The organism is Burkholderia sp. MSMB1072 (assembly GCF_001524725.1).
GTDB lineage: Bacteria > Pseudomonadota > Gammaproteobacteria > Burkholderiales > Burkholderiaceae > Burkholderia.
In genome coordinates, this window is the sequence record NZ_LOYC01000009.1 from 496502 (window position 1) to 516528 (window position 20027).

General features: G+C 66.7%; 18 protein-coding genes. 14 read left to right on the forward strand and 4 right to left on the reverse strand.

Features of this window, described 5'->3' with window-relative positions:
• The first annotated feature begins 91 nt into the window (after window positions 1-91).
• The 5 genes from WS89_RS04240 (at window position 92) to WS89_RS04260 (ending at window position 6660) form a co-directional block, all read left to right on the forward strand.
• Window positions 92-994, forward strand: coding sequence for a LysR family transcriptional regulator (locus WS89_RS04240; RefSeq protein WP_059500319.1), 903 nt, complete (start codon window positions 92-94; stop codon window positions 992-994).
• Between the two features lie 379 nt (window positions 995-1373).
• Window positions 1374-2933: a DHA2 family efflux MFS transporter permease subunit gene (locus WS89_RS04245; protein ID WP_059789597.1), complete on the forward strand. Its 1560-nt coding sequence runs from the start codon at window positions 1374-1376 to the stop codon at window positions 2931-2933.
• Between the two features lie 281 nt (window positions 2934-3214).
• Window positions 3215-3547, forward strand: coding sequence for a hypothetical protein (locus WS89_RS04250; protein ID WP_059789598.1), 333 nt, complete (start codon window positions 3215-3217; stop codon window positions 3545-3547).
• A gap of 123 nt (window positions 3548-3670) precedes the next feature.
• Window positions 3671-5260 (forward strand): ABC transporter substrate-binding protein, encoded by a 1590-nt coding sequence (locus WS89_RS04255; protein WP_059500316.1) that lies wholly within the window; start codon window positions 3671-3673, stop codon window positions 5258-5260.
• Window positions 5261-5406: 146 nt separating this feature from the next.
• The gene (locus WS89_RS04260) at window positions 5407-6660 is read left to right on the forward strand and encodes a hypothetical protein (RefSeq protein ID WP_059789599.1); all 1254 of its coding nucleotides are present in this window, start codon (window positions 5407-5409) and stop codon (window positions 6658-6660) included.
• Between the two features lie 18 nt (window positions 6661-6678).
• Here WS89_RS04260 and WS89_RS04265 read toward each other — a convergent pair whose 3' ends face one another.
• From WS89_RS04265 to WS89_RS04280, 4 genes are all read right to left on the reverse strand, one after another.
• Entirely contained in the window at window positions 6679-7986 is a 1308-nt protein-coding gene (locus WS89_RS04265) for an Nramp family divalent metal transporter (RefSeq protein WP_059789600.1), read from the reverse strand.
• A 78-nt stretch (window positions 7987-8064) separates the two neighbouring features.
• Window positions 8065-9321 carry an oxalate decarboxylase family bicupin gene (locus tag WS89_RS04270; RefSeq protein WP_059789601.1) on the reverse strand — a complete coding sequence of 419 codons (1257 nt, stop codon included), beginning with the start codon at window positions 9319-9321 and terminating at the stop codon, window positions 8065-8067.
• A 415-nt stretch (window positions 9322-9736) separates the two neighbouring features.
• Window positions 9737-11071: a type II toxin-antitoxin system HipA family toxin gene (locus WS89_RS04275; protein WP_059789602.1), complete on the reverse strand. Its 1335-nt coding sequence runs from the start codon at window positions 11069-11071 to the stop codon at window positions 9737-9739.
• Between the two features lie 3 nt (window positions 11072-11074).
• A complete protein-coding gene (locus WS89_RS04280) occupies window positions 11075-11323 on the reverse strand; it encodes a helix-turn-helix domain-containing protein (protein ID WP_059500312.1) in 249 nt (82 codons plus the stop codon).
• Between the two features lie 249 nt (window positions 11324-11572).
• On the opposite strand from WS89_RS04280, the gene sapR reads away from it, so the two are divergent.
• The 9 genes from sapR (at window position 11573) to WS89_RS04325 (ending at window position 20019) form a co-directional block, all read left to right on the forward strand.
• Complete coding sequence (gene sapR, locus WS89_RS04285) at window positions 11573-12457, forward strand: sap1 transcriptional regulator SapR (RefSeq protein WP_059500311.1); 885 nt, start codon at window positions 11573-11575, stop codon at window positions 12455-12457.
• 17 nt (window positions 12458-12474) lie between these two features.
• The gene (ddpX, locus tag WS89_RS04290) at window positions 12475-13038 is read left to right on the forward strand and encodes a D-alanyl-D-alanine dipeptidase (RefSeq protein WP_059500371.1); all 564 of its coding nucleotides are present in this window, start codon (window positions 12475-12477) and stop codon (window positions 13036-13038) included.
• A gap of 62 nt (window positions 13039-13100) precedes the next feature.
• The gene (locus tag WS89_RS04295) at window positions 13101-14702 is read left to right on the forward strand and encodes an ABC transporter substrate-binding protein (protein ID WP_059789603.1); all 1602 of its coding nucleotides are present in this window, start codon (window positions 13101-13103) and stop codon (window positions 14700-14702) included.
• Window positions 14703-14712: 10 nt separating this feature from the next.
• Window positions 14713-15783, forward strand: coding sequence for an ABC transporter permease (locus WS89_RS04300; protein ID WP_034204661.1), 1071 nt, complete (start codon window positions 14713-14715; stop codon window positions 15781-15783).
• Between the two features lie 66 nt (window positions 15784-15849).
• Entirely contained in the window at window positions 15850-16764 is a 915-nt protein-coding gene (gene nikC / locus WS89_RS04305) for a nickel transporter permease (protein WP_059789604.1), read from the forward strand.
• 1 nt (window position 16765) lies between these two features.
• The gene (locus WS89_RS04310; protein WP_059789605.1) at window positions 16766-17680 is read left to right on the forward strand and encodes an ABC transporter ATP-binding protein; all 915 of its coding nucleotides are present in this window, start codon (window positions 16766-16768) and stop codon (window positions 17678-17680) included.
• Window positions 17677-18453, forward strand: a complete 777-nt coding sequence (locus WS89_RS04315; RefSeq protein ID WP_059789606.1) for an ABC transporter ATP-binding protein — start codon at window positions 17677-17679, stop codon at window positions 18451-18453. Before WS89_RS04310 ends, WS89_RS04315 begins: the two co-directional genes overlap by 4 nt.
• A 129-nt stretch (window positions 18454-18582) precedes the next feature.
• A complete protein-coding gene (locus WS89_RS04320) occupies window positions 18583-18837 on the forward strand; it encodes a GlsB/YeaQ/YmgE family stress response membrane protein (RefSeq protein WP_059789607.1) in 255 nt (84 codons plus the stop codon).
• A gap of 639 nt (window positions 18838-19476) precedes the next feature.
• Window positions 19477-20019 (forward strand): fimbrial protein, encoded by a 543-nt coding sequence (locus tag WS89_RS04325; RefSeq protein ID WP_059789608.1) that lies wholly within the window; start codon window positions 19477-19479, stop codon window positions 20017-20019.
• Window positions 20020-20027 lie beyond the last annotated feature (8 nt).

The following is a 20027-nucleotide window of genomic DNA, read 5'->3' on the forward strand; positions in this document are numbered from 1 at the left end:
TTATTGCGCCGGGCGGGATAATCGGCTCGATCCGCAGCGTTCCGGCCCGCGACGGTAAGATGCGCGCAGGCCAACCACCGAAACGAATCGCATGGACCTCGAGAGCATCCGGATATTCTTGCGCGTGGTGGAACGCGGCAGCTTCACCGCCGCGGCCACGCAGATCGACATGCCGCTCAGTCGCGTGAGCCGCAAGATCAGGCAGCTCGAGGACGACCTCGGCGTCCAGTTGCTGTACCGCACGACGCGCCGCGTGTCCGTCACCGAAGCCGGCCGCGACTATTACGAACGCTGCCTGCGCGCCGAGGAGATCCTGCTCGACGCGGATCGTCAGGTGCGCGCACTGCGCACGGAACCCGAAGGCACGCTGCGCGTGCTGGTGCCTTACGCGATCGGCCTGTTCGAACTGGAACCGGCGCTCGCCGAGTTTCGCCGGCGCTACCCGCTGGTCCAGCTCGTGCTGATCTACGACAACAGCGCGCTCGACCTCGTCGAACACGGCTTCGACGTCGCGCTGCGCACCGGCGTGCTGACCGATTCCGGCTATGTCGCGCGCGCGCTCGGCTGGTCGCACGCGAAACTCGCGGCCAGCCCGCGCTATCTCGACCGCGCCGGCCGGCCGCGCACGCCGCAGGATCTCGTCGATCACGACATCCTGTTCGTCGGCCGCGACACGCCCGGTCTGACGCTGCGCCTCACCAACGCGGCCGGCGACGTCGCCGACGTGCCGGTGCGGCCCGTGCTGATCTCGAACGAATCGGTCACGGTGCTGCGCCAGGCCGCGAGCGGCGGCGGCATCGCGCTGATTTCGACCCACTTCACCACACGGCGGATCGAGAGCAACGAACTCGAAATCGTGCTGCCCGACTGGCATCGCACCGACGACGTCGAGCTGCACGCGCTCTACCCGAAACGCGCGACGCTAGACAGCAAGGTGCGCGCATTCGTCGAGTTCCTGACCGAAGTCTTCACTGCGTGGCGGACCGTGCCGTAGGGCCTGCGATCGATGCACGGCGTCCACATTATTGCGGCCCACGAAAGGAATTAATGAGTGCGCAAGCGTTGATCGTCGTTCGCCGCATCGTTAGCCTGTGACGATGAAAAACGACCACACCCGCTACGGCAGCCACGTGCCCGCTGCCCGCCGACGCGTCACGCGCGTCGCGCCCTCCTGACCGGCACCCTCCCGCTCCGCGAAGCCGGCCCCGGCTTCGCCATTCCGATTCACCGTTCGAACCGACCACCGCACGCGACGGCACCGCTCGTCGGGCCGCCGTGCGGCGCGCGCGCGTCCGTCCGTTTCGCGCTTCGCCGCGCGCCGCACGCCACGTGCGGGCGCGGCGTACGGCCTTCGTCCATCACGCAGGAACGCCATGTCCTCTCCCTCGTCTTCAGGCCCGCTGTCGGGCGGCCGGCTCGTCATCGGCACGATCGCGGTATCGCTGGCGATGTTCATGAACGTGCTCGACTCGTCGATTGCGAACGTCGCGATCCCGACGATCTCGGGCGAGCTCGGCGTGTCGGTCGACGAAGGCACGTGGGTGATCACGATCTTCGCGGCGGCCAACGCGGTGTCGATTCCACTGACCGGCTGGCTCACTCAGCGCTTCGGTCAGGTACGCCTGTTCGTCACGTCGATCCTGCTGTTCGTGCTCGCGTCGTGGCTGTGCGGAATCGCACCGAACCTGCCGACGCTGCTCGCCGCGCGGATCCTGCAGGGTGCGGTCGCGGGGCCGCTCGCGCCGCTGTCGCAGGCGCTGCTGCTCGGCGCATGGCCGCGGCAGAAGTCGTCGACCGCGCTCGCGCTGTGGTCGATGACGGCGCTCGTCGGCCCGATCGCGGGGCCGTCGCTCGGCGGTTGGATCACGTACGACTACAACTGGTCGTGGATCTTCTACATCAACATTCCGGTCGGCTTCTTCGCGGCCGCCGTCACGTGGTTCGTGTTCCGCGATCGCGAATCGGCCACGCGCCGCATGCCGATCGACACGGTCGGCCTGCTCCTGCTCGTGCTGTGGGTCGCGTCGTTGCAGATCATGCTCGACAAGGGCAAGGATCTCGACTGGTTCAACTCGCCGGTGGTCGTCGCGCTGGGCATCGTCGCGCTGATCGGCTTCGCGTTCTTCCTCGTGTGGGAACTGCACGAAGCCAACCCGATCGTCGACCTGCGACTCTTCACGCAGCGCAATTTCGCGGGCGGCACGATCGCGATTTCCGTCGCGTACGGGATGTTCTTCGGCACGCTCGTGCTGCTGCCGCAATGGATGCAGGGCTATCTCGGCTACCGCGCGGTCGATTCGGGGCTGGCCACCGCGCCGCTCGGATTCTTCGCGATCCTGCTCACGCCGGTCATGGGGCGTCTGCTGCCGCGCACCGATCCGCGCTATATCGCGACGCTCGCGTTCGTCGGCTTCGCGGTTGTCTTCATGATGCGCACGACGTTCTATACCGACGTGTCGCGCCGGGATCTGGTGCTGCCGACGCTGTTGCAGGGCATTCCGATGGCGATGTTCTTCGTGCCGCTGACGTCGATCATCCTGTCCGGGCTGCCGCCGGAAAAGATTCCGGCCGCGGCCGGCCTGTCGAATTTCGGCCGCACGTTCTGCGGAGCGATGGGGACGTCGCTGATCGGCAATGCGTGGAACGACCGCACGATCCTGCATCACGTGCGGCTCACCGAACAGGCGAGCGCCACCAATCCGGTCTTCATGCAACAGCTCGACACGAGCCGTTCGCTGCTGCACCTGGGCCCCGATTCGGCACTCGCGTTCTTCAATGCATCGGTCGATTCGCAGGCGGCCGTGATGGGCCTGAACGACATCTTCTACGTGTCGGCGATCATCTTCATCGCGATCATCCCGCTCATCTGGATCACGAAACCGTCGCGCTCGGGCGGCGGCGATGCCGATGCGGCGGCGGCCGGCGCGCATTGATCCGCATGCGCGGCGCCGGACTGCGCGCCGGCATCGCGACGACCGCGCGATGCGCCGATAACGGCGACGACCGACGCAAGCGCCCGGCCGGCAGCGGGCGCTTTGTATCGAATCGTTTCAACGCGCCGACGGCGTCAAATGCTGCGGGTATACTCCGTCGTCAGCCGCCCGTTGCATCGTCGTCCGTCAAAAGCGGCCCGATTCCGGGCGGTTTCGTCGCGAAGCTTCGCGTTTCGCCACCCCGCGCTCCAGCCTCGATACGAGACACCCGACGACCGACCATGAAACGATTCCTGCTGCTCCTCCCCGCTGCCCTGCTCGCCGCCTGCGGTTCCGCTCCGTCGTCCGACTCGGCCGGCTCGGGGGCTGCACCGATGATCTACGTGTCATCGCAACGCCCGGCCTACGCGATCGCAAACTGCCTCGACAGCCGCCTGTCGGGCACCGAACGATCGCAGCACAACGGCGTGACCGACATCGCGGTCGGCTCGAATTCGTACTTCGTCACGCTGACGCCGTCGGGCAACGGCTCGGTGATCAAGGTCGTGCGCGGCTCCGGCAGCGAGCCGGCCGAGGAAGCGATGCGCTTCGCGGTCGCGCGCTGCGCGATCTGACGCCCGCCGGCGCGAGCCGCCCGGTCCGTCGCGACGCGCCAACCGGCGCACCTGCCGAATATTTTCATCCGGGCGCCCGTCGATGAGAGAATCGCACCACGATTCCTTTTCAACGGAGCCCGCATGAAGCACCTGCTGTCCCGGCTGTTCGTCAGCGCCGCGCTCGTCGCGCTTGTTCCGGCGCTGCCGGCGCAGGCTGCCACGCCGCCCGGCATCTTCGTCGTCGCCACGCAACTGGGCGAATTCACGACCCTCGATCCGAGCGGTATCTACGAGCTGGTGCCGTCCGAATACGTCGCGAACACCTACGAACGGCTGGTGCGCGTCGACCTGAAGGACCCGACGCGCTTCGACGGACAGATCGCGCAATCGTGGACGGTCGGCGCCGACGGCCTGACCTACACGTTCAAGCTGCGCCCGGGCCTCACGTTCCATTCCGGCAACCCCGTCACCGCCGACGACGTCGCATGGTCGCTGCAGCGCACCATCCTGCTCGACAAGGGGCCGGCCGGCGTGCTCGCCGATCTCGGCCTCACGAAGGCGAACGTGATGCAGAAGGTGCGCGCGATCGATCCGCAAACCGTCGTGCTCGAAACCGACCGCAAGTACGCGCCGAGCTTCGTGCTCAACGTGCTGAGCGCGTGCCCGGCATCGGTGTTCGACAAGAAGCTGCTGCTGTCGCACCAGCAAGGCAACGATTTCGGCAGCGGCTGGCTGCGCACCAACGACGCGGGCTCGGGCCCGTACCAGCTCGTCAAGTGGACGCCGAACGAATCCATCGTGCTGCAGCGCTTCGACAAATACCGCACGCCGTACCCGATGAAGCGCGTCGTGCTGCGTCACGTGCCCGAAGCGTCCGCGCAACGGCTGCTGCTGGAGAACGGGGACGCCGACGCCGCGCGCAACCTGAGCCCCGACAGCCTTGCCGCGCTGTCGAAGGCCGGCAAGATCAAGGTCGCGTCGTGGCCGGTGTCGGCCCTGCTGTACCTGAGCCTGAACACGAAGAACCCGAACCTCGCGAAGCCCGAGGTGCAGCAGGCGATGAAGTGGCTCGTCGATTACGACGGCATCCAGCGCAACATCGTCAGCACGACCTACAAGGTGCATCAGACCTTCCTGCCCGAGGGCTTCCTCGGCACGCTGAACGCGCGGCCGTACAAGCAGGACGTCGCGAAGGCGAAGGCGCTGCTCGCGAAGGCCGGCCTGCCGAACGGTTTCGACGTGACGATGGACATGCCGAACGACTATCCGTACCTCGAGATCGCGCAGGCGCTGCAGGCGAACTTCGCGCAGGGCGGCATCCGCGTGAAGTTGATCCCCGGCGACGCGAAGCAGGCGATCGGCAAGTATCGCGCGCGCCAGCACGACATCTTCGTCGGCGAATGGTCGCCCGACTACATGGACCCGAACAGCAACGCGCGCGGTTTCGCGTGGAATCCGGACAACTCGGACCAGTCGCCGACCAAGATGCTCGCGTGGCGCAACAGCTGGGACATTCCGCAACTGACGAAGGACACCGAGGCCGCGCTCGTCGAGCCGTCGCCCGCGAAGCGCGCGCAGCGTTACGAAGCGCTGCAGAAGGCCGTGCTCGCGAACTCGCCGTTCATCATCATGTTCGAGAAGGTCGTGCAGGTCGCCACGCGCCCCGGCGCGACCGGACCGGAAATCGGGCCGATCAACGACCTCGTGTCATACCGCACGCTCGCGAAATAATCGCGGCTACCCGCACGCGCGGCCACACCGCCGTGCAGGTAATCGCCGCGGGCCGCCGGGCCGGCGACGGCCCGTGCGGCGGCGGCGATCTACAATGACCTGCATCGCGCGGATACCGCGCCGGGCACACGTAACGGGACGAGAGCATGCATTCGAACGAGCACGCAGTGTGCGTGGCGATCAACGACAACAACCGCGCGTGGTACGAAATGCTCGTGCCGTTCCTGCTGTCGCTGCGGCACGCCGGCTACGACGGGCGGATCGCGGTGATCGGCTACGGGCTGTCCGAGCGCAAGCGGCAGATTCTCGCGAACCAGTCGGTCGACGTGATCGACGCGTCGAGCGCCTACGCGCTGCCGGTCGGCCGCTTCATCGAGGCTGCCGAGTACTGCGCACGCCATCCGCAGATCCGCAAGCTCGCGCTGTACGACGCGGACATCTGGTTCTGCGCGCCGCAGTTCGACCTGTTCTCGCGGATCGGCGACGACCGCATCCACGTGTGCTCCGACCCGCTGTTCTGCACGTTCGTCGTCACGCCGCTGATCGGCGAACGGCGCGACCACCACTGGCGCCTCGTCGTCGACGAAGTCAATGCGCGCCACGGCGGTGCGCTGCAGGCCGGGCTCGTCGCCGGAACCGCCGCCGCATGGGCGCGTTATGCCGGCCACCTGCGCGACTGCATCGCCCGCATCGGCACCGATTTCCAGGAATGCTTCGGCATCGATACGACATTCCTGCATCTGTGGAGCGCACAAGGCGAAACGGCGCTGCTCGACCCGGTCCAGAACTTCGTCAGCAAGTACGGCATTCACGAATCGTTCGATGCGGGCAGCGGCAAGACCACGCTCCGGTATCACGGCGAGCCGATCCGTGCGCTGCACATGACCGGCGACATCCGCTTCCTCGACCGGTGGCGCTACTACGCGAACCACACCGACGCCGCGCTGCGCGACGGCAGGCCGTTCGCGCTGTCGGACGGCACGCCGGCCCCGTCCGATGCGCTCGCCGCACGCATCGCGGCGGCGGATTACGTGCAGTCGGCCGGGCTGAGCGTCGCGTCCGCGGCGATCGAGACGAGCGCGGGCGCCTACCTGCAGGCGATCGACGAACCGGGCGGCACGATGCTCGTCGGCAGCGGGAACCACGAAATCGTGTTCGCCGCGACCCGCGACATCGCACGGCTGAACGTCTACGTCACGCACCCGTCCGGCTCGCCGTCGCCGCTGCTGTGCGAAGTGCTGGTCGACGGCCAAGCGCAGCGCAAAGGCACCGAACTGATGGCGCATTTCTGGTACCGGATAGCAGCCGGCGCCGTCGTCACGCTGCGCGCGACGAGCCTCGGCGGCCAGCAGTGCAACGCGATCTGGCGGCTACGGGAAGCGCCGGACATGCAACAGTAAGCGCGCGCCCACACGCGTTCAATTGAACGCCGCCCATACCAGGTAAGCATTCAGCCCGACGATCACGACCGTTGCCGCGCCGGCGACGATCCGCAGCGGCATCCGCATCGCGTAAGCGCCCATCACGTCCTTGCGCGCCGACAGCATCAGCAGCGCGATCATCGGCATCGGCAGCACGAAGCTCAGCACGACCTGGCTCGCCACCATCGCCCGCGTCACGTCGCAGCCGAGCGCGACCACCGCGAACGCGGGCGCGATCGTCACCGCTCGCCGCACCCAGACCGACATGCGGCGGTGGATGAAGCCCTGCATCACGACCTGCCCGGCCATCGTGCCGACCACCGAGCTCGACACGCCCGAGGTCAGCAGCGCGACGAGAAACAGCGCGCCGGCCGCCGGCCCGAGCACCGGGACCAGCGTGTGATAGGCGTCGCCGATGTCGGTCATGCCCGGCGCGGTCACGTGGAACGCCGACGACGCCATCATCACCATCGCGAGATTCACGAATCCGGCGAGCCCGAGCGCGATCACGACCTCGCGGTTCGAGAAACGCACGAGCCGCCGCCGCTGCGCGTCGTCGCGCGGCGCGGTGCGACCCTGCGTGAGGCCCGAATGCAGATACAGCGTGTGCGGCATGATCGTCGCGCCGATGATCCCGACTGCGATCGTCAGTGCCGCATGATCCGGAATCTGCGGGACCGCCAGATGGAACGCGGCCGCACGCCAGTCCTGCGGCGCGATCAGCAACTCGCCGAGATAGCACGCGCCGATCACGCCGACCAGCGCCGCGATCGCCGCTTCGAGCGGCCGGAAGCCGCGCTTTTCGAGCGCGAGGATCGCGCAGGTCGCGAATGCGGTCGCGATCATCCCCGCGAACAGCGACAAATGGCACAACAGCCCGAACGCGAGCGCGCCGCCGAGGAATTCGGCGAGGTCGGTCGCCATCGCGGCGATCTCGGATGCGATCCACATGCCCCACACGACCGGCGCGGGAAACCGGTCGCGGCACAGTTCGGCGAGATTGCGGCCGGTCACGATGCCGAGCTTCGCCGACATCGCCTGGAACAGCATCGCGATCGCGTTCGCGGCCAGCACGACCCACAGCAGCCGGTAGCCATACGCGGCGCCGGCCTGAATGTTGGTCGCGAAGTTGCCGGGGTCCATGTAGCCGATCGATGCGATCACGGCCGGGCCGACGAACGGCAGCAGCGCGGCGACGCCGGTGCGGCGCCCTTCCAGCGCGGCGCGCGCCGCGCCGTCGGGGTGCTCGGTGGTGCGGCCCGGCAGCGCGAAGCCGCCGGCAGGTTTGCTCGGGACGGGAAGCATGGTGGAGTGTCCGTTCGAATGAGAAAGACCGATTCGGGCGCACGTGCCGTGGCCGGCCATGGCAGGACGATGGCGGCGTTACAGCGGCACGACGTCGGGACGATTGCGCGGAAACTGCGCGATCACGTCCGGCGCGACGTTCAGGTGCGCTTCGACGAGCTTCGGCGGCGTATGCGCGAGCCAGTCGGACAACGACACCTCCGCATAGCGGTCGGTCTTGAAGATTTCGAGGAACACGAGGTCGGTCTGGCCGGTGTTCTGCACGTAGTGACCGAGGCTCTTCTTCACATAGCCGACGTCGCCCGCGCGGAAGTCGGCCGTCTGCGCCTTCGGCCCCGTGTCGAACACCGTCATCCGCGCCTCGCCTTGCAGGTAGTACTGCCATTCGTCGGCGTTCGGGTGCCAGTGCAGCTCGCGCATGCCGCCCGGATGCACGGTGACGAGCGCTGCCGCGACGGTCGTCGACACGTTGAAGTTCGTGCTGTCCGCGATCCGCACCTCGCCGCCGCGCGTCTTCCTGACCGGCTTCATGTCGCCGAGCGAAAAGACGAACGGATGCGGCGGCACACCGGCCGATGCGGCCGACGCGCGCTGCGCGTCCGCGAGCGGGCCCGGCTCGTCGCCCTGGAAGATCCACAGGTTGTCGAGCGGCACGTTCCTGAACGCATCGGCCGGCACGCCGAAGTTGAGCGCGAGCACGTCGGGCGGCGTATGCGCGATCCAGTCGGTCAGCAACAGCGTGTTGAATTCCGATGCGCGGCCGTTATCGAATGCGAGCAGGAACTCGGCGCCGTCGCGGCCGACGCCCTGCAGCGAATGCGGCAGGCCGGGCGGGAAATACCAGAGATCGCCGGTTTTGACGTCCTGCACCGACGGCCGGCCGAGTTCGTCGAGCACCGTGATCCGGCAGCGGCCGTCGAGCATGATGGCCCACTCGGCCTGCTGGTGCCAGTGCATCTCGCGAATGCCGCCGCGCGTCAGCCGCATGTTGACGCCGGAAATGGTTTCGGAAATCGCGAAATCGTCCTGCGTCACTTCGCGCGCCCAGCCGCCATTTTGAATGCGTTTATGGGCATTATTGAAAGACGCCCAGAATAACGGCATCCCGTTGATATCGGTGGCCGGCGGATCCTGAAAAGACGGAAATTGATTGGCGATGGCCGGATTTTTAGGCCCCGGGTCGGTCAGGCTCTGGCGATTGCGCGCATTCACCGCGCCTTCCGGCGGACTGTCCGGATTGCCGAACGAGGCGGCCTTGGCCGATACCGCGATGCCCGCGGCGGCAATGGCGCCGGCCGTACCTGCCAGCATCCTGCGTCGAGAAAGATTCGTCATGATTTCCTCTTCATTCTTGCGATTGAGAGAATTCCGGTTACGGAATACTTGCCGTTTTCGGATTATCGAAAATCAAACATCCCGTGACGCAAGTTAAATCCAAATCACAGAAAAACTTAAATGAATTATTAACCTGAATCAATGATTTAATCTGATCGACTTTAATTTTGTAATTATTGCGGTGCGGAGGAACGCCGGGCGGCGACGGTTGTCGGCGAATCGGTCGGGTGCGATGAATGCGGAAATACGACCGCGGCAGGTCGTGACGTCACGCATGGCGACGGGAAGCGATCGAGGCGCCACGTGCGATCGCCGATGCGATGCAGTCGATTCGGAGAACCGATCGTGAAAAACGGGAAACAAGCGAACGCCGGTCCGTCGACCACCGGCTAGCCGGGCCGCGTCGGGCCGCGGTTTACTCCCGCGGCATGTCGGCGAGCCGCTGCGCGGCGAACCGCAATCCGCCCAGAATGCGCTCCGCGACCCTGGCCGGGAAACCGGGAGGCAGTGCGGCACCGACCGACTCGATCACCTGCGGCGTCGCGGCGATGAGCCGTTCGACGATCGGCGTCGCGATGTCGCCGAGCAGGCAATATTCGGCCATCGCGGTAAAGTGCCGTCGCGTGATATCGCGCATCGCATAATGCTTGCGCTTGCCGTGCACGGCCATCGCGAGCTTCGCCTTGTGCCACGACCACTGGTTCGCGCCATCGCCTTCGACCGGCCAGATCGACATCACGTCATAGAGCGGCGTGAGGCGGAAACGGCCGCCCGGCAGCAGGCGCAGGCTGAAGTTCTTCGCATGCCCGTCCGGGGCGGCGAGCATCCAGAACACGATCAGGGCGGCGAACAGTGTGTCGAGATCCTCCCGCGCCGTCTCCGAACGGCGCAGAAGGCCGGCCAGATCGGGCACGCCGGGGCCGCCCTGCGACTCGTACTTCAGGTGAGGCGGCACGCCGAGCGCCTGGCAGAAATCTTCCTGCGGCAAGCGCAACAGCCATCCGCCGTCGCGATGCAACACCCGATCGAACCGTTCGACCGACAGTACCTTGTGCGCGCCGAAACGCACGATTTCCGCACCCGCCGCCGGCAGACCGAATGCTCGCAGGATCGCGAGACACAGCCACTCGTTCTCGACGGAGGCCGTGAGATCGGCGCGCTTGTTGCCGACCAGCCCGAGCGGCAACTTGAGAATATGCGTCGTCGGCGTGGCGCCGTGCGGACGCATCCAGCGCCCGTCGTGAAACAGCAGTGCGGTCTTTTCCTGCGCACCGGCCAGCGACAGCCGGAAATCGTCGTCGTCTTCGGCCCCCGTCGCCACACCGCTCGCCTGATCGAGCACGCGTGCGACGTCCTCGTCCGACAGCGGCGTGCCGTCGATGCGATCCAGGCCAGTCGGCGCATCGTCTTCGCCGAGCAATTGCACCGCCCCGACGCAATCGCGACCGAGCGCGGCAAGCAGATCGAACGGCTCGGTCGTCGCCGTGCCGAACCGGGCGGCCAATCTGCGCCGAATGGCGTCGCTGTCCGGAAGCAGGTTGTCGAAGTAATGATTGACGCGTTCGCCGCGCAACGGGGCATCGCCGACACCGAACGGCAGCGACAACGACAACGGGCGGCCGACAGCCGACTGCTTCCAGCCGGCGTCGTACAGCAGTTCCATGCCGCCGCGCACGGGAATCCGCCATGTGCCGACCCTCTGGCCGTTCGTCCAGATCGACAGCGCGCGAGTATGCGATTTGCGTCCCATCGCTTACCACTCGGCGGCGGCTGCGTCGCGCCCGTCCTTGGTGCGAATGATGAGTTCGAGACCGTACAGCGCGGTCAGCTCGAGCAATTGCCTGAGCGACAGGCTTTCGGTACGCGTGGTTTCGAGCAGCGACAGCCGCGACTGGCCCACGCCGATTCGCACTGCCGCTTCGGCTTGCGTCAGGCCGTTGGCCTGACGCGCGGAAGACAGGATTTCGCCCAGTTGCGCGGGCGTATTGACGATGAGATTCACGGCGCGTATTCCTGTAGGCAATAAGCGCAGTATATTCCCAACAGGCATAAACGCAAATTATTCCTCACACGCATAAATGCAAAATATGCATGACAAACATAAAAAGGACGCCCTTGCATGCTGCCATCCGCTCTTGAGCAGCCCCTATCGCCCATCCTCACACCATAGTTTTTATCCGCTGGCGCGAATGATTTTGGCTTTGTTAGATGGATGACATTCGTTCAACCAACGACAACGATCTAACATCCAATGACTTGCGCGTTCGCCCGTACCGTCGAATCCCGCTATGCCGAGCTGACCCCGACGGCCAAGCGCATCGCGAGCTACATGCTCGCGAACCTCGACCGGCTCGGGCTCGAGACGGCCGACCAGATCGCGCAGCAGGCCGGCACCAGCGGCATCTCGGTCGGGCGCTTCCTGCGCAGCGTCGGCTACCGCAATCTCGACGACCTGAAGCGCGAACTGCGCGGCGGCGGCGATCGTCCGTGGATGATCACCGACCGGCTCGACGAATACCGCCGCATCGCGGGCACGCAACCGGCCGAACGCAACCGCGGCAACGGGAGTGACGGCCCGCTCGCGTCGTCGCTCGAGCGCGAGCTCGACGCGATCCGTCACGTGTACCGCCTGGCCGAAGGCCCGGTGTTCGCGCAGGTCGCCGACCGCATCGCGCAGGCCGACGCCGTGTTCATCCTCGGCATCCAGTCGACGCGCGGCATCAGCAACGCATTCAGCAGCTACCTCGAATACCTGCGCCCGCGCGTGTTCTATTCCGACGGCCAGTCGGGCTCGTACGTCGATTCGCTGAACTCCGAATTCGAGCGGCCGTACTGCGTCGTCACCGATACGCGCGCGTATTCGCGCAGCGCGCGCCGCTATTGTGAGGCGGCCGCCGAGCTCGGCCAGCCGTTCGCGCTGGTCACCGATCTGTCGTGCCCGTGGGCGCGCGAATGGCCGGCCGACCTGCTGCAGGTGAAGACCGACGTCGGCCAGTTCTGGGATTCGCTCGCGCCGCTCACCTGCCTGTTCAACCTGCTGATCACGGCGGTGGTCGATCGCCTCGGCCCCGCGATCGACCGGCGCGTCGCGCGCAACCGCGAACTGCAGCGCACGTTCGATCAATTCGAATCATGAGCGAGCCCATCCTGCCGATGAACGATCACCGCCTCGTCGAAATCACGCCCGCCACGCATCGCGTCGATATCGATCTCGTCTATGCGACCGAGCGCAACCTGACCGGCAAGCCGATCTACCGCAACGCGCACTGTCTGCTGCTCGAGCCGGCCGAAGCCGCATTGCGCCGCGCGGTCGACGTCGCCGCGCAGGCAGGCTTCACGCTGCGCATCTACGACGCCTACCGGCCGCCGCAGGCGCAGCAGGTGCTGTGGGATTTCCTGCCCGATCCGAACTTCGTCGCCGATCTCGGCCGCGGCTCGAATCACAGCCGCGGCACCGCGCTCGACCTGACGCTCGTCGGCGCGAACGGCGCGCCGCTCGACATGGGCACCGGCTTCGACGAGATGGTCGCCGCGTCGGGCCACTTTCACGCGGGGCTGCCCGAGCAAGTGCAACGCAACCGCCTGCTGCTGCTCGGCGTGATGCACGCGGCCGGCTTCGCGCACATCGACAGCGAATGGTGGCACTACGAACTGCCCGGCTCTCGCGCGTTGCCGCAGATCGACAACGCGGCGAGCGGCCCGTGGCGCCTGATGTAACGACGAAGCACGCCCCCCTTTTCCGTTCACGTTCAACGACTTCAACGACCGATGGAGCGCACATGAAATTCCCGACATCCCGGCTCGTCGCGGCGCTGGCCGCCGCGTCCGTATTCGCCGCCGTTCCGCTTTGCGCCGCCCATGCGGAAACGCCGAAGGACTTGTTCGTGATGGCCACGCTGCTCGACGAATTCACGACGCTCGACCCCGGCGAGATCTACGAGCTGGTGCCGGAGGAATACGTCGCGAACACGTACGACCGGCTCGTGCGCGTCGACCTGCGCGATCCGTCGAAATTCAACGGCGACGTCGCGCAGTCGTGGACGGTCAGCCCCGACGGCCTGACCTATACGTTCAAGCTGCGCACCGGCCTCAAGTTCCACTCGGGCAACCCGCTGACGGCCGACGACGTCGCGTGGTCGATCCAGCGCGCGGTGCTGCTCGACAAGGGGCCGGCCGCCGTGCTGACCGGCATCGGCCTCACGAAGGCGAACGTCGCCGCGAACGTGAAGAAGCTCGACGACGCGACGGTGTCGATCACGACCGACCGCAAGTACGCGCCGACCTTCGTGCTGAACGTGCTCGGCTCGTGGCCCGCGTCGGTGCTCGACAAGAAGCTGCTGCTGTCGCATCAGCAGGGCAACGACTTCGGCAACGCGTGGCTGAAGACCAACGAAGCCGGCTCCGGCGCATACAGGCTGGTCAAGTGGACGGCCGGCGACAGCCTCGTGCTGCAACGCTTCGACGGCTACCGGCTGCCGCTCGCGATGAAGCGCATCGTGCTGCGCCACGTGCCCGAAGCCGCAAGCCAGCGCCTGCTGCTGGAAAACGGCGACGTCGACGCGGCGCGCGACCTGAGCCCCGACGATCTCGCGTCGGTGGCGAAGTCCGGCAAGGCGAAGGTGGCGGCATCGCCACAGGCGACGCTGCTGTATCTCGGCCTGAACACGAAGAACCCGACGCTCGCGAAACCCGACGTGCAGGAAGCGCTGAAATGGCTCGTCGACTATGCGGGCATCCAGAGCAACGTCGTGAAGACGACCTACAAGGTGCACCAGACCTTCTTGCCCGAAGGCTTCCTCGGCACGCTGAACACGAACCCGTACAAGCTCGACGTCGCGAAGGCGAAGGCGCTGCTCGCGAAGGCCGGCGTGCCCGGCGGCTTCTCGGTGACGATGGACGTGCGCAACGACTATCCGTACACGGAGATCGCACAGGCCGTGCAGGCTAACTTCGCGCAGGCGGGCATCAAGGTTCAGCTGATCCCCGGCGACAACAAGCAGACGCTCGCGAAATACCGCGCGCGCCAGCACGACATCTACATCGGCGAATGGTCGGCGGACTACATCGACCCGCACAGCAACGCGCAAGGTTTTGCGTGGAATCCGGACAACTCCGACAAGTCGAGCTATAAAATGCTGGCCTGGCGCAACAGCTGGGACATCCCGCAACTGACGAGGGAAACCGACGCCGCGCTCGCCGAGCCGGCCGCCGCGAAACGCGCGCAACGGTATCAGGCGATGCAGAAGGAAGTGCTCGCGCGCTCGCCGTTCGTGATCATGTTCGAGAAAGTCGCGCAGGTCGCGACGCGGCCCGGCGTGAGCGGGCTCGAAGTCGGGCCGATCAACGATCTCGTGTCGTACCGCAACCTGAAGAAGCAATAAGATTCGCCGCATGTCGACTCCCGCCTCCTCCCTCGAAGCCCTGCGCACGCTGCCCGCGCGGCGCCCGGCCGTACGCTGGGCACTGCGCGTGCTGCGCTGGGCGCTCACGCTCGCCGTCACGTTCGCGGGGCTGCTCGCGCTGACGTTCGTGATCGGCCGCAAGGTGCCGATCGATCCCGTGCTCGCGATTCTCGGCGATCGCGCATCGGCCGACGCCTATGCGGCCGAGCGCATCGCGCTCGGGCTCGACAAGCCGCTCGTCACGCAATTCCTGATCTATGCGCGCGACGTGCTGCACGGCAACCTCGGCGTGTCGCTGCTGACCGCGAACCCGGTGCTCGACGACATCCGGCGCGTGTTCCCGGCCACGCTCGAACTGGCGACGATCGCGACGTTGATCGGCATCGCGATCGGCGTGCCGCTCGGCGTCGCGGCCGCCGTGAAGCACAACCGGCCGATCGATCACATCGCGCGCTTCGTCGGGCTGATCGGAAATTCGGTGCCGGTATTCTGGCTCGGGCTGATGGGGCTGCTGCTGTTCTATGCGCGGCTGCACTGGGTCGGCGGCCCCGGCCGGCTCGATCCCGTGTACGACGGGATGGTCGACCCGCGCACCGGCAGCCTGCTGCTCGATGCGGCGCTCGCGGGCGAGTGGGACGTATTGCGCAACGCGGTGTCGCACATCGCGCTGCCGGCCGCGATCCTCGGCTACTACTCGGTCGCGTATCTGAGCCGCATGACGCGCTCGTTCATGCTCGACCAGCTGAGCCAGGAATACATCGTCACCGCGCGCGCGAAGGGCCTGTCCGAGCGGCGCGTGATCTGGCGGCACGCGTTCGGCAACATCGCGGTGCCGCTGCTCACCGTGATCGCGCTCACGTACAGCAACCTGCTCGAAGGCTCGGTGCTGACCGAGATCGTGTTCGCGTGGCCGGGGCTCGGCTCGTACCTGACCGGCGCGCTGCTGAACGCCGACATGAACGCGGTGCTCGGCGCGACGCTCGTGATCGGCGCGATGTTCATCACCGTCAACCTGCTGACCGACGCGCTGTACCGCGTGTTCGATCCACGTGCGCGCTGAGGGCCGCTCCGACATGACCGCTTCCGCCCCGCTTCTTTCCCCGTCCACCCCGAAGGCCGCCCGATCATGAATGCCGAGCGTCTCACGCTGCGCGCGTGGCTTCTTTCCGATGCGCCCGCGTCGCGCTCGCAGGCCGCGTTCGGCCTCGCGTACCGCCGCTGGCGCCGCTTCGCGGTCAATCCGCTCAACCTGTTCGGGCTCGCGATCCTGGTCGCGCTGATCGCGGTCGCGATCGTCGGCCCGCTGATCATGCCGCACGATCCGCTGCGCCAGGTGCTGGCCGACCGGCTGCTGCCGCCCGGCTCGCCGTCGCACTGGTTCGGCACCGACCAGCTCGGCCGCGACATCCTTTCGCGGCTGATCGCGGGGTCGCGCCTGACGCTCGGCATCGCGCTGCTCGTCGTCGTGATCGTCGTGCCGATCGGCCTGCTGATAGGCACGACGGCCGGCTATTGCGGCGGCTTCGTCGACAGCGTGCTGATGCGCATCACCGACATCGCGCTCGCGTTTCCGAAGATCGTGCTCGCGCTCGCATTCGCGGCCGCGCTCGGCCCCGGCGTGATCAACGCGGTCGTCGCGATCTCGATCACCGCATGGCCCGCGTATGCGCGGCTCGCGCGCGCGGAGACGATCCGCATCGCGCAGGCCGACTACATCCACGCGGCGCGGCTGCAAGGTGCGTCGGGACCGCGCATCCTGCTGCGCTACATCATGCCGCTGTGCATGTCGTCGGTGATCGTGCGTGCGACGCTCGACATGGCCGGCATCATCCTGACCGTCGCGGGCCTCGGCTTTCTCGGCCTCGGCGCGCAGCCGCCGAGCCCCGAATGGGGTTTCATGGTCGCGTCGGGCCGCAACGTGCTGCTCGACGCGTGGTGGGTCGCGACGCTGCCCGGCATCGCGATCCTGCTCGTGAGCCTCGCGTTCAACCTGCTCGGCGACGGGCTGCGCGACGTCTTCGATCCCCGCCATGGAGCGTGACATGCCGATGAATTCCACCACCGCGCCGGCGCCGCTCTGCGAGATCGACGGGCTGAAGATCGGTTTCCGCGGGCACGACGGCAGCGTCACCGACGCCGTGCGCGACCTGTCGCTGACGCTCGCGCCGGGCGAACGGCTCGGCATCGTCGGCGAATCGGGCTCGGGCAAGTCGCTGACGGGCCGCGCGCTGCTCGGCCTGCTGCCCGACGCCGCGCGGTGGTCCGCGCACACGATGCGCTTCGCGGGCCACGACCTGCTCGCGATGTCGCCGCGCGAACGCAGGCGGCTGTGCGGCAGCCAGATGGGCATGATCCTGCAGGACCCGAAATATTCGCTGAACCCGGTGATGACCGTCGCGAAGCAGATGGGTGAAGCGTTCCGGCTGCGCGAGCCGGGCTTGCGCGGCCGCGCCCTGCGCGAGCGGATCGTCGACGCGCTCGCGGCCGTGCAGATCCGCGACCCGGCGCGCGTCGCCGATGCGTATCCGCACGAGCTGTCGGGCGGCATGGGCCAGCGCGTGATGATCGCGATGATGGTGTCGACCGGCCCGCGCCTGTTGATCGCCGACGAGCCGACCTCCGCGCTCGACGTCGCGGTGTCGATGCAAGTGCTCGCGGTGCTCGATGCGATGATCGCGCGGCACGGCACGGGCCTGATGTTCATCAGCCACGACCTGCCGCTCGTGATGTCGTTCTGCGACCGCGTCGCGGTGATGTATGCCGGGCGCGTGGTCGAAACCTGCGCCGCGCGCGACCTGCGCGATGCGTCTCATCCCTATACGCGCGGGCTGCTCGCGGCGCATCCGCCGCTCGCGAACCCGCCCGCCGAACTGCCGGTGCTGCGGCGCGACCCGGCATGGCTCGAGCCCGCGCCGCCGGCCGCCGCGCGCGCCGATCGACAGGAGGCCGCACGATGATCGACGTCGATCACGCATCGATCCGTTTCCCGACCCGCACGGGTCACGTCGACGCCGTGCGCGACGCGAGCTTCGCGGTACGCGACGGCGAAGTGTTCGGGCTCGTCGGCGAATCGGGTTCAGGCAAGTCGACGCTGCTGCGCGCGCTGACGGGCCTCGTGCCGCTCGCGTCCGGCAGCCTGTCGATCGACGGCCGCCCGGTGGGCGGCACGCCCGATCGTGCATTCCGCCGCCACGTGCAGATGGTGTTTCAGGATCCGTACGCGTCGCTGCATCCGCGCTTCACCGTCGACCAGACGCTGCGCGAGCCGCTGTCGATCCATGCGATCGGCGACGCCGACGCGCGGATCGCCCGCGCGCTGTCCGAGGTCGGGCTCGGCCCGGCGTTCCGCTTCCGCTACCCGCACCAGTTGTCGGGCGGCCAGCGCCAGCGTGTCGCGATCGCGCGCGCGCTGATCGTCGAGCCGCGCGTGCTGCTGCTCGACGAGCCGACGTCGGCGCTCGACGTGTCGGTGCAGGCCGAGATTCTGAACCTGCTGCGCCGCCTGCACCGCGAGCGCAACCTGACGATGATCCTCGTCAGTCACAATCTCGCGGTGATCGGCTTCCTGTGCCAGCGCGTCGCGGTGATGCAGCACGGCGAGATCGTCGAACAGCTGCGCATCGAGGACGTGCGCGCCGGACAGGTCGCACGCGACTACACGCGCACGCTGCTGCAGGCGACCGAAGGCTACCGCCGCCTCGATCCGGTGGCCGACGCGTCCGCCACGTGACATCCGCCGGACGCGAACGCATGCGATACTGCGCACGCCACGCGCCGGCTTGCCGCCGCGTGGAACCCGTGCGCACCGCAGGGGTCAACTTCCTTTCGTCAACAGCTCAACAGCAATAGGGAGGCGTTCATGCTGCAATTCATCGAAACCCTGGTCGTCGGGCTCATCGTCGGCCTCCTCGCCCGCGCGTTCAAGCCGGGCGACGACAAGATGGGCATCCTGATGACCATCGTGCTCGGCGTCGTCGGCTCGCTGGTCGCCGGCTACGTCGGCCGCGCGGCCGGCTGGTATGCGCCGGGCCAGGGCGCGGGCTGGATCGCGTCGATCATCGGTGCGATCGTGCTGCTCGTGATCGTGGGTGCGATCCGCAAACGCACGAGCTGATCGCAGATCCGCGGATCCAGTACGGCACGGCCGCTCATCTCGATGAGCGGCCGTTTTCTTTTGGCGAACCGCGACTGGCGGATTGCCGACTCATTGATGCTTCAACCAGGCATCGAGCATACGCCGACGATGGCCGTCAAGACTGGCCCGTCACATGGCCACGAACGTTGCCCGCTGCGAGTTCTACACGTTTTCGACGCAACCGGCGCGCTCGTATCCGATATCGCGGCCGTGCAAGCCTGCTCGCATCGACATGCGTCACATCGCTGATCGTGACATCGGAATACGCCCTCTTCCATTCGTCGTGGAATCGAATCCGTCGAACGACAACGGCATGCACCGATCCGGATCGGCAAAACCTCTTGAAGACTCTCTCGAACCCGTGCGCCACACGGGCGTCGAGCGCTTCACGCAAGCATCGCCGCCTCCGAAATAGATATGTGTTTTAGTACTAGTACTAAAACAAATCAATTCAAGTTCGAATTCGTCATATTCCACAAAATATGGGGTTATTCGACAATTCGTTCTGAATTCAGCCTCGTGCAGACCTCACTTCCCCTCCGGTCGGAATAAAGAGAATCGAAGCGGGCGATTTCAACCTCCCTCTACGTTAAGTATATTTAACAGTTAGGTATTCAAATGAACAAAACCATCATTTCAGCCGCACTGGCAGCAGCAAGCATCGTCGCAATGGCGCCGGCAGCACACGCGTTCGACGGCACGATCGACTTCACCGGTTCGATCGTTGCGACGACCTGCACGATCAACGGCGGCGGTAGCGCCAACAACTTCACGGTGGCCCTGCCACCCGTGTCGACCGACGCACTGAAAGCAGCGGGTTCGACGGCCGGCCGCACGCCGTTCCAGCTGAAATTGACGAATTGCCAGCCGGATACCGGCAAGGTTGCGACCTTCTTCGAAGCAGGTCCGACGATCAATACGGCTACCGGCCGCCTCATGGTCGACGCCGGTGGCGCCGAAGGCGTGGAAATCGGGCTGCTGAACGATTCGTTCCAGCACATCGCGGCAGGTGCGGCATACAACTCGCAGAACTCCCAGGTCGTGGACATCACGGGCGGCGCCGCCACGCTGAACTACTACGCGCAGTACGAATCGCTCGGCACCGCGTTGAAGGCCGGCCCCGCGAATTCGCGCGTGCAGTACACGATGAGCTATCAGTAAAGCGTAGC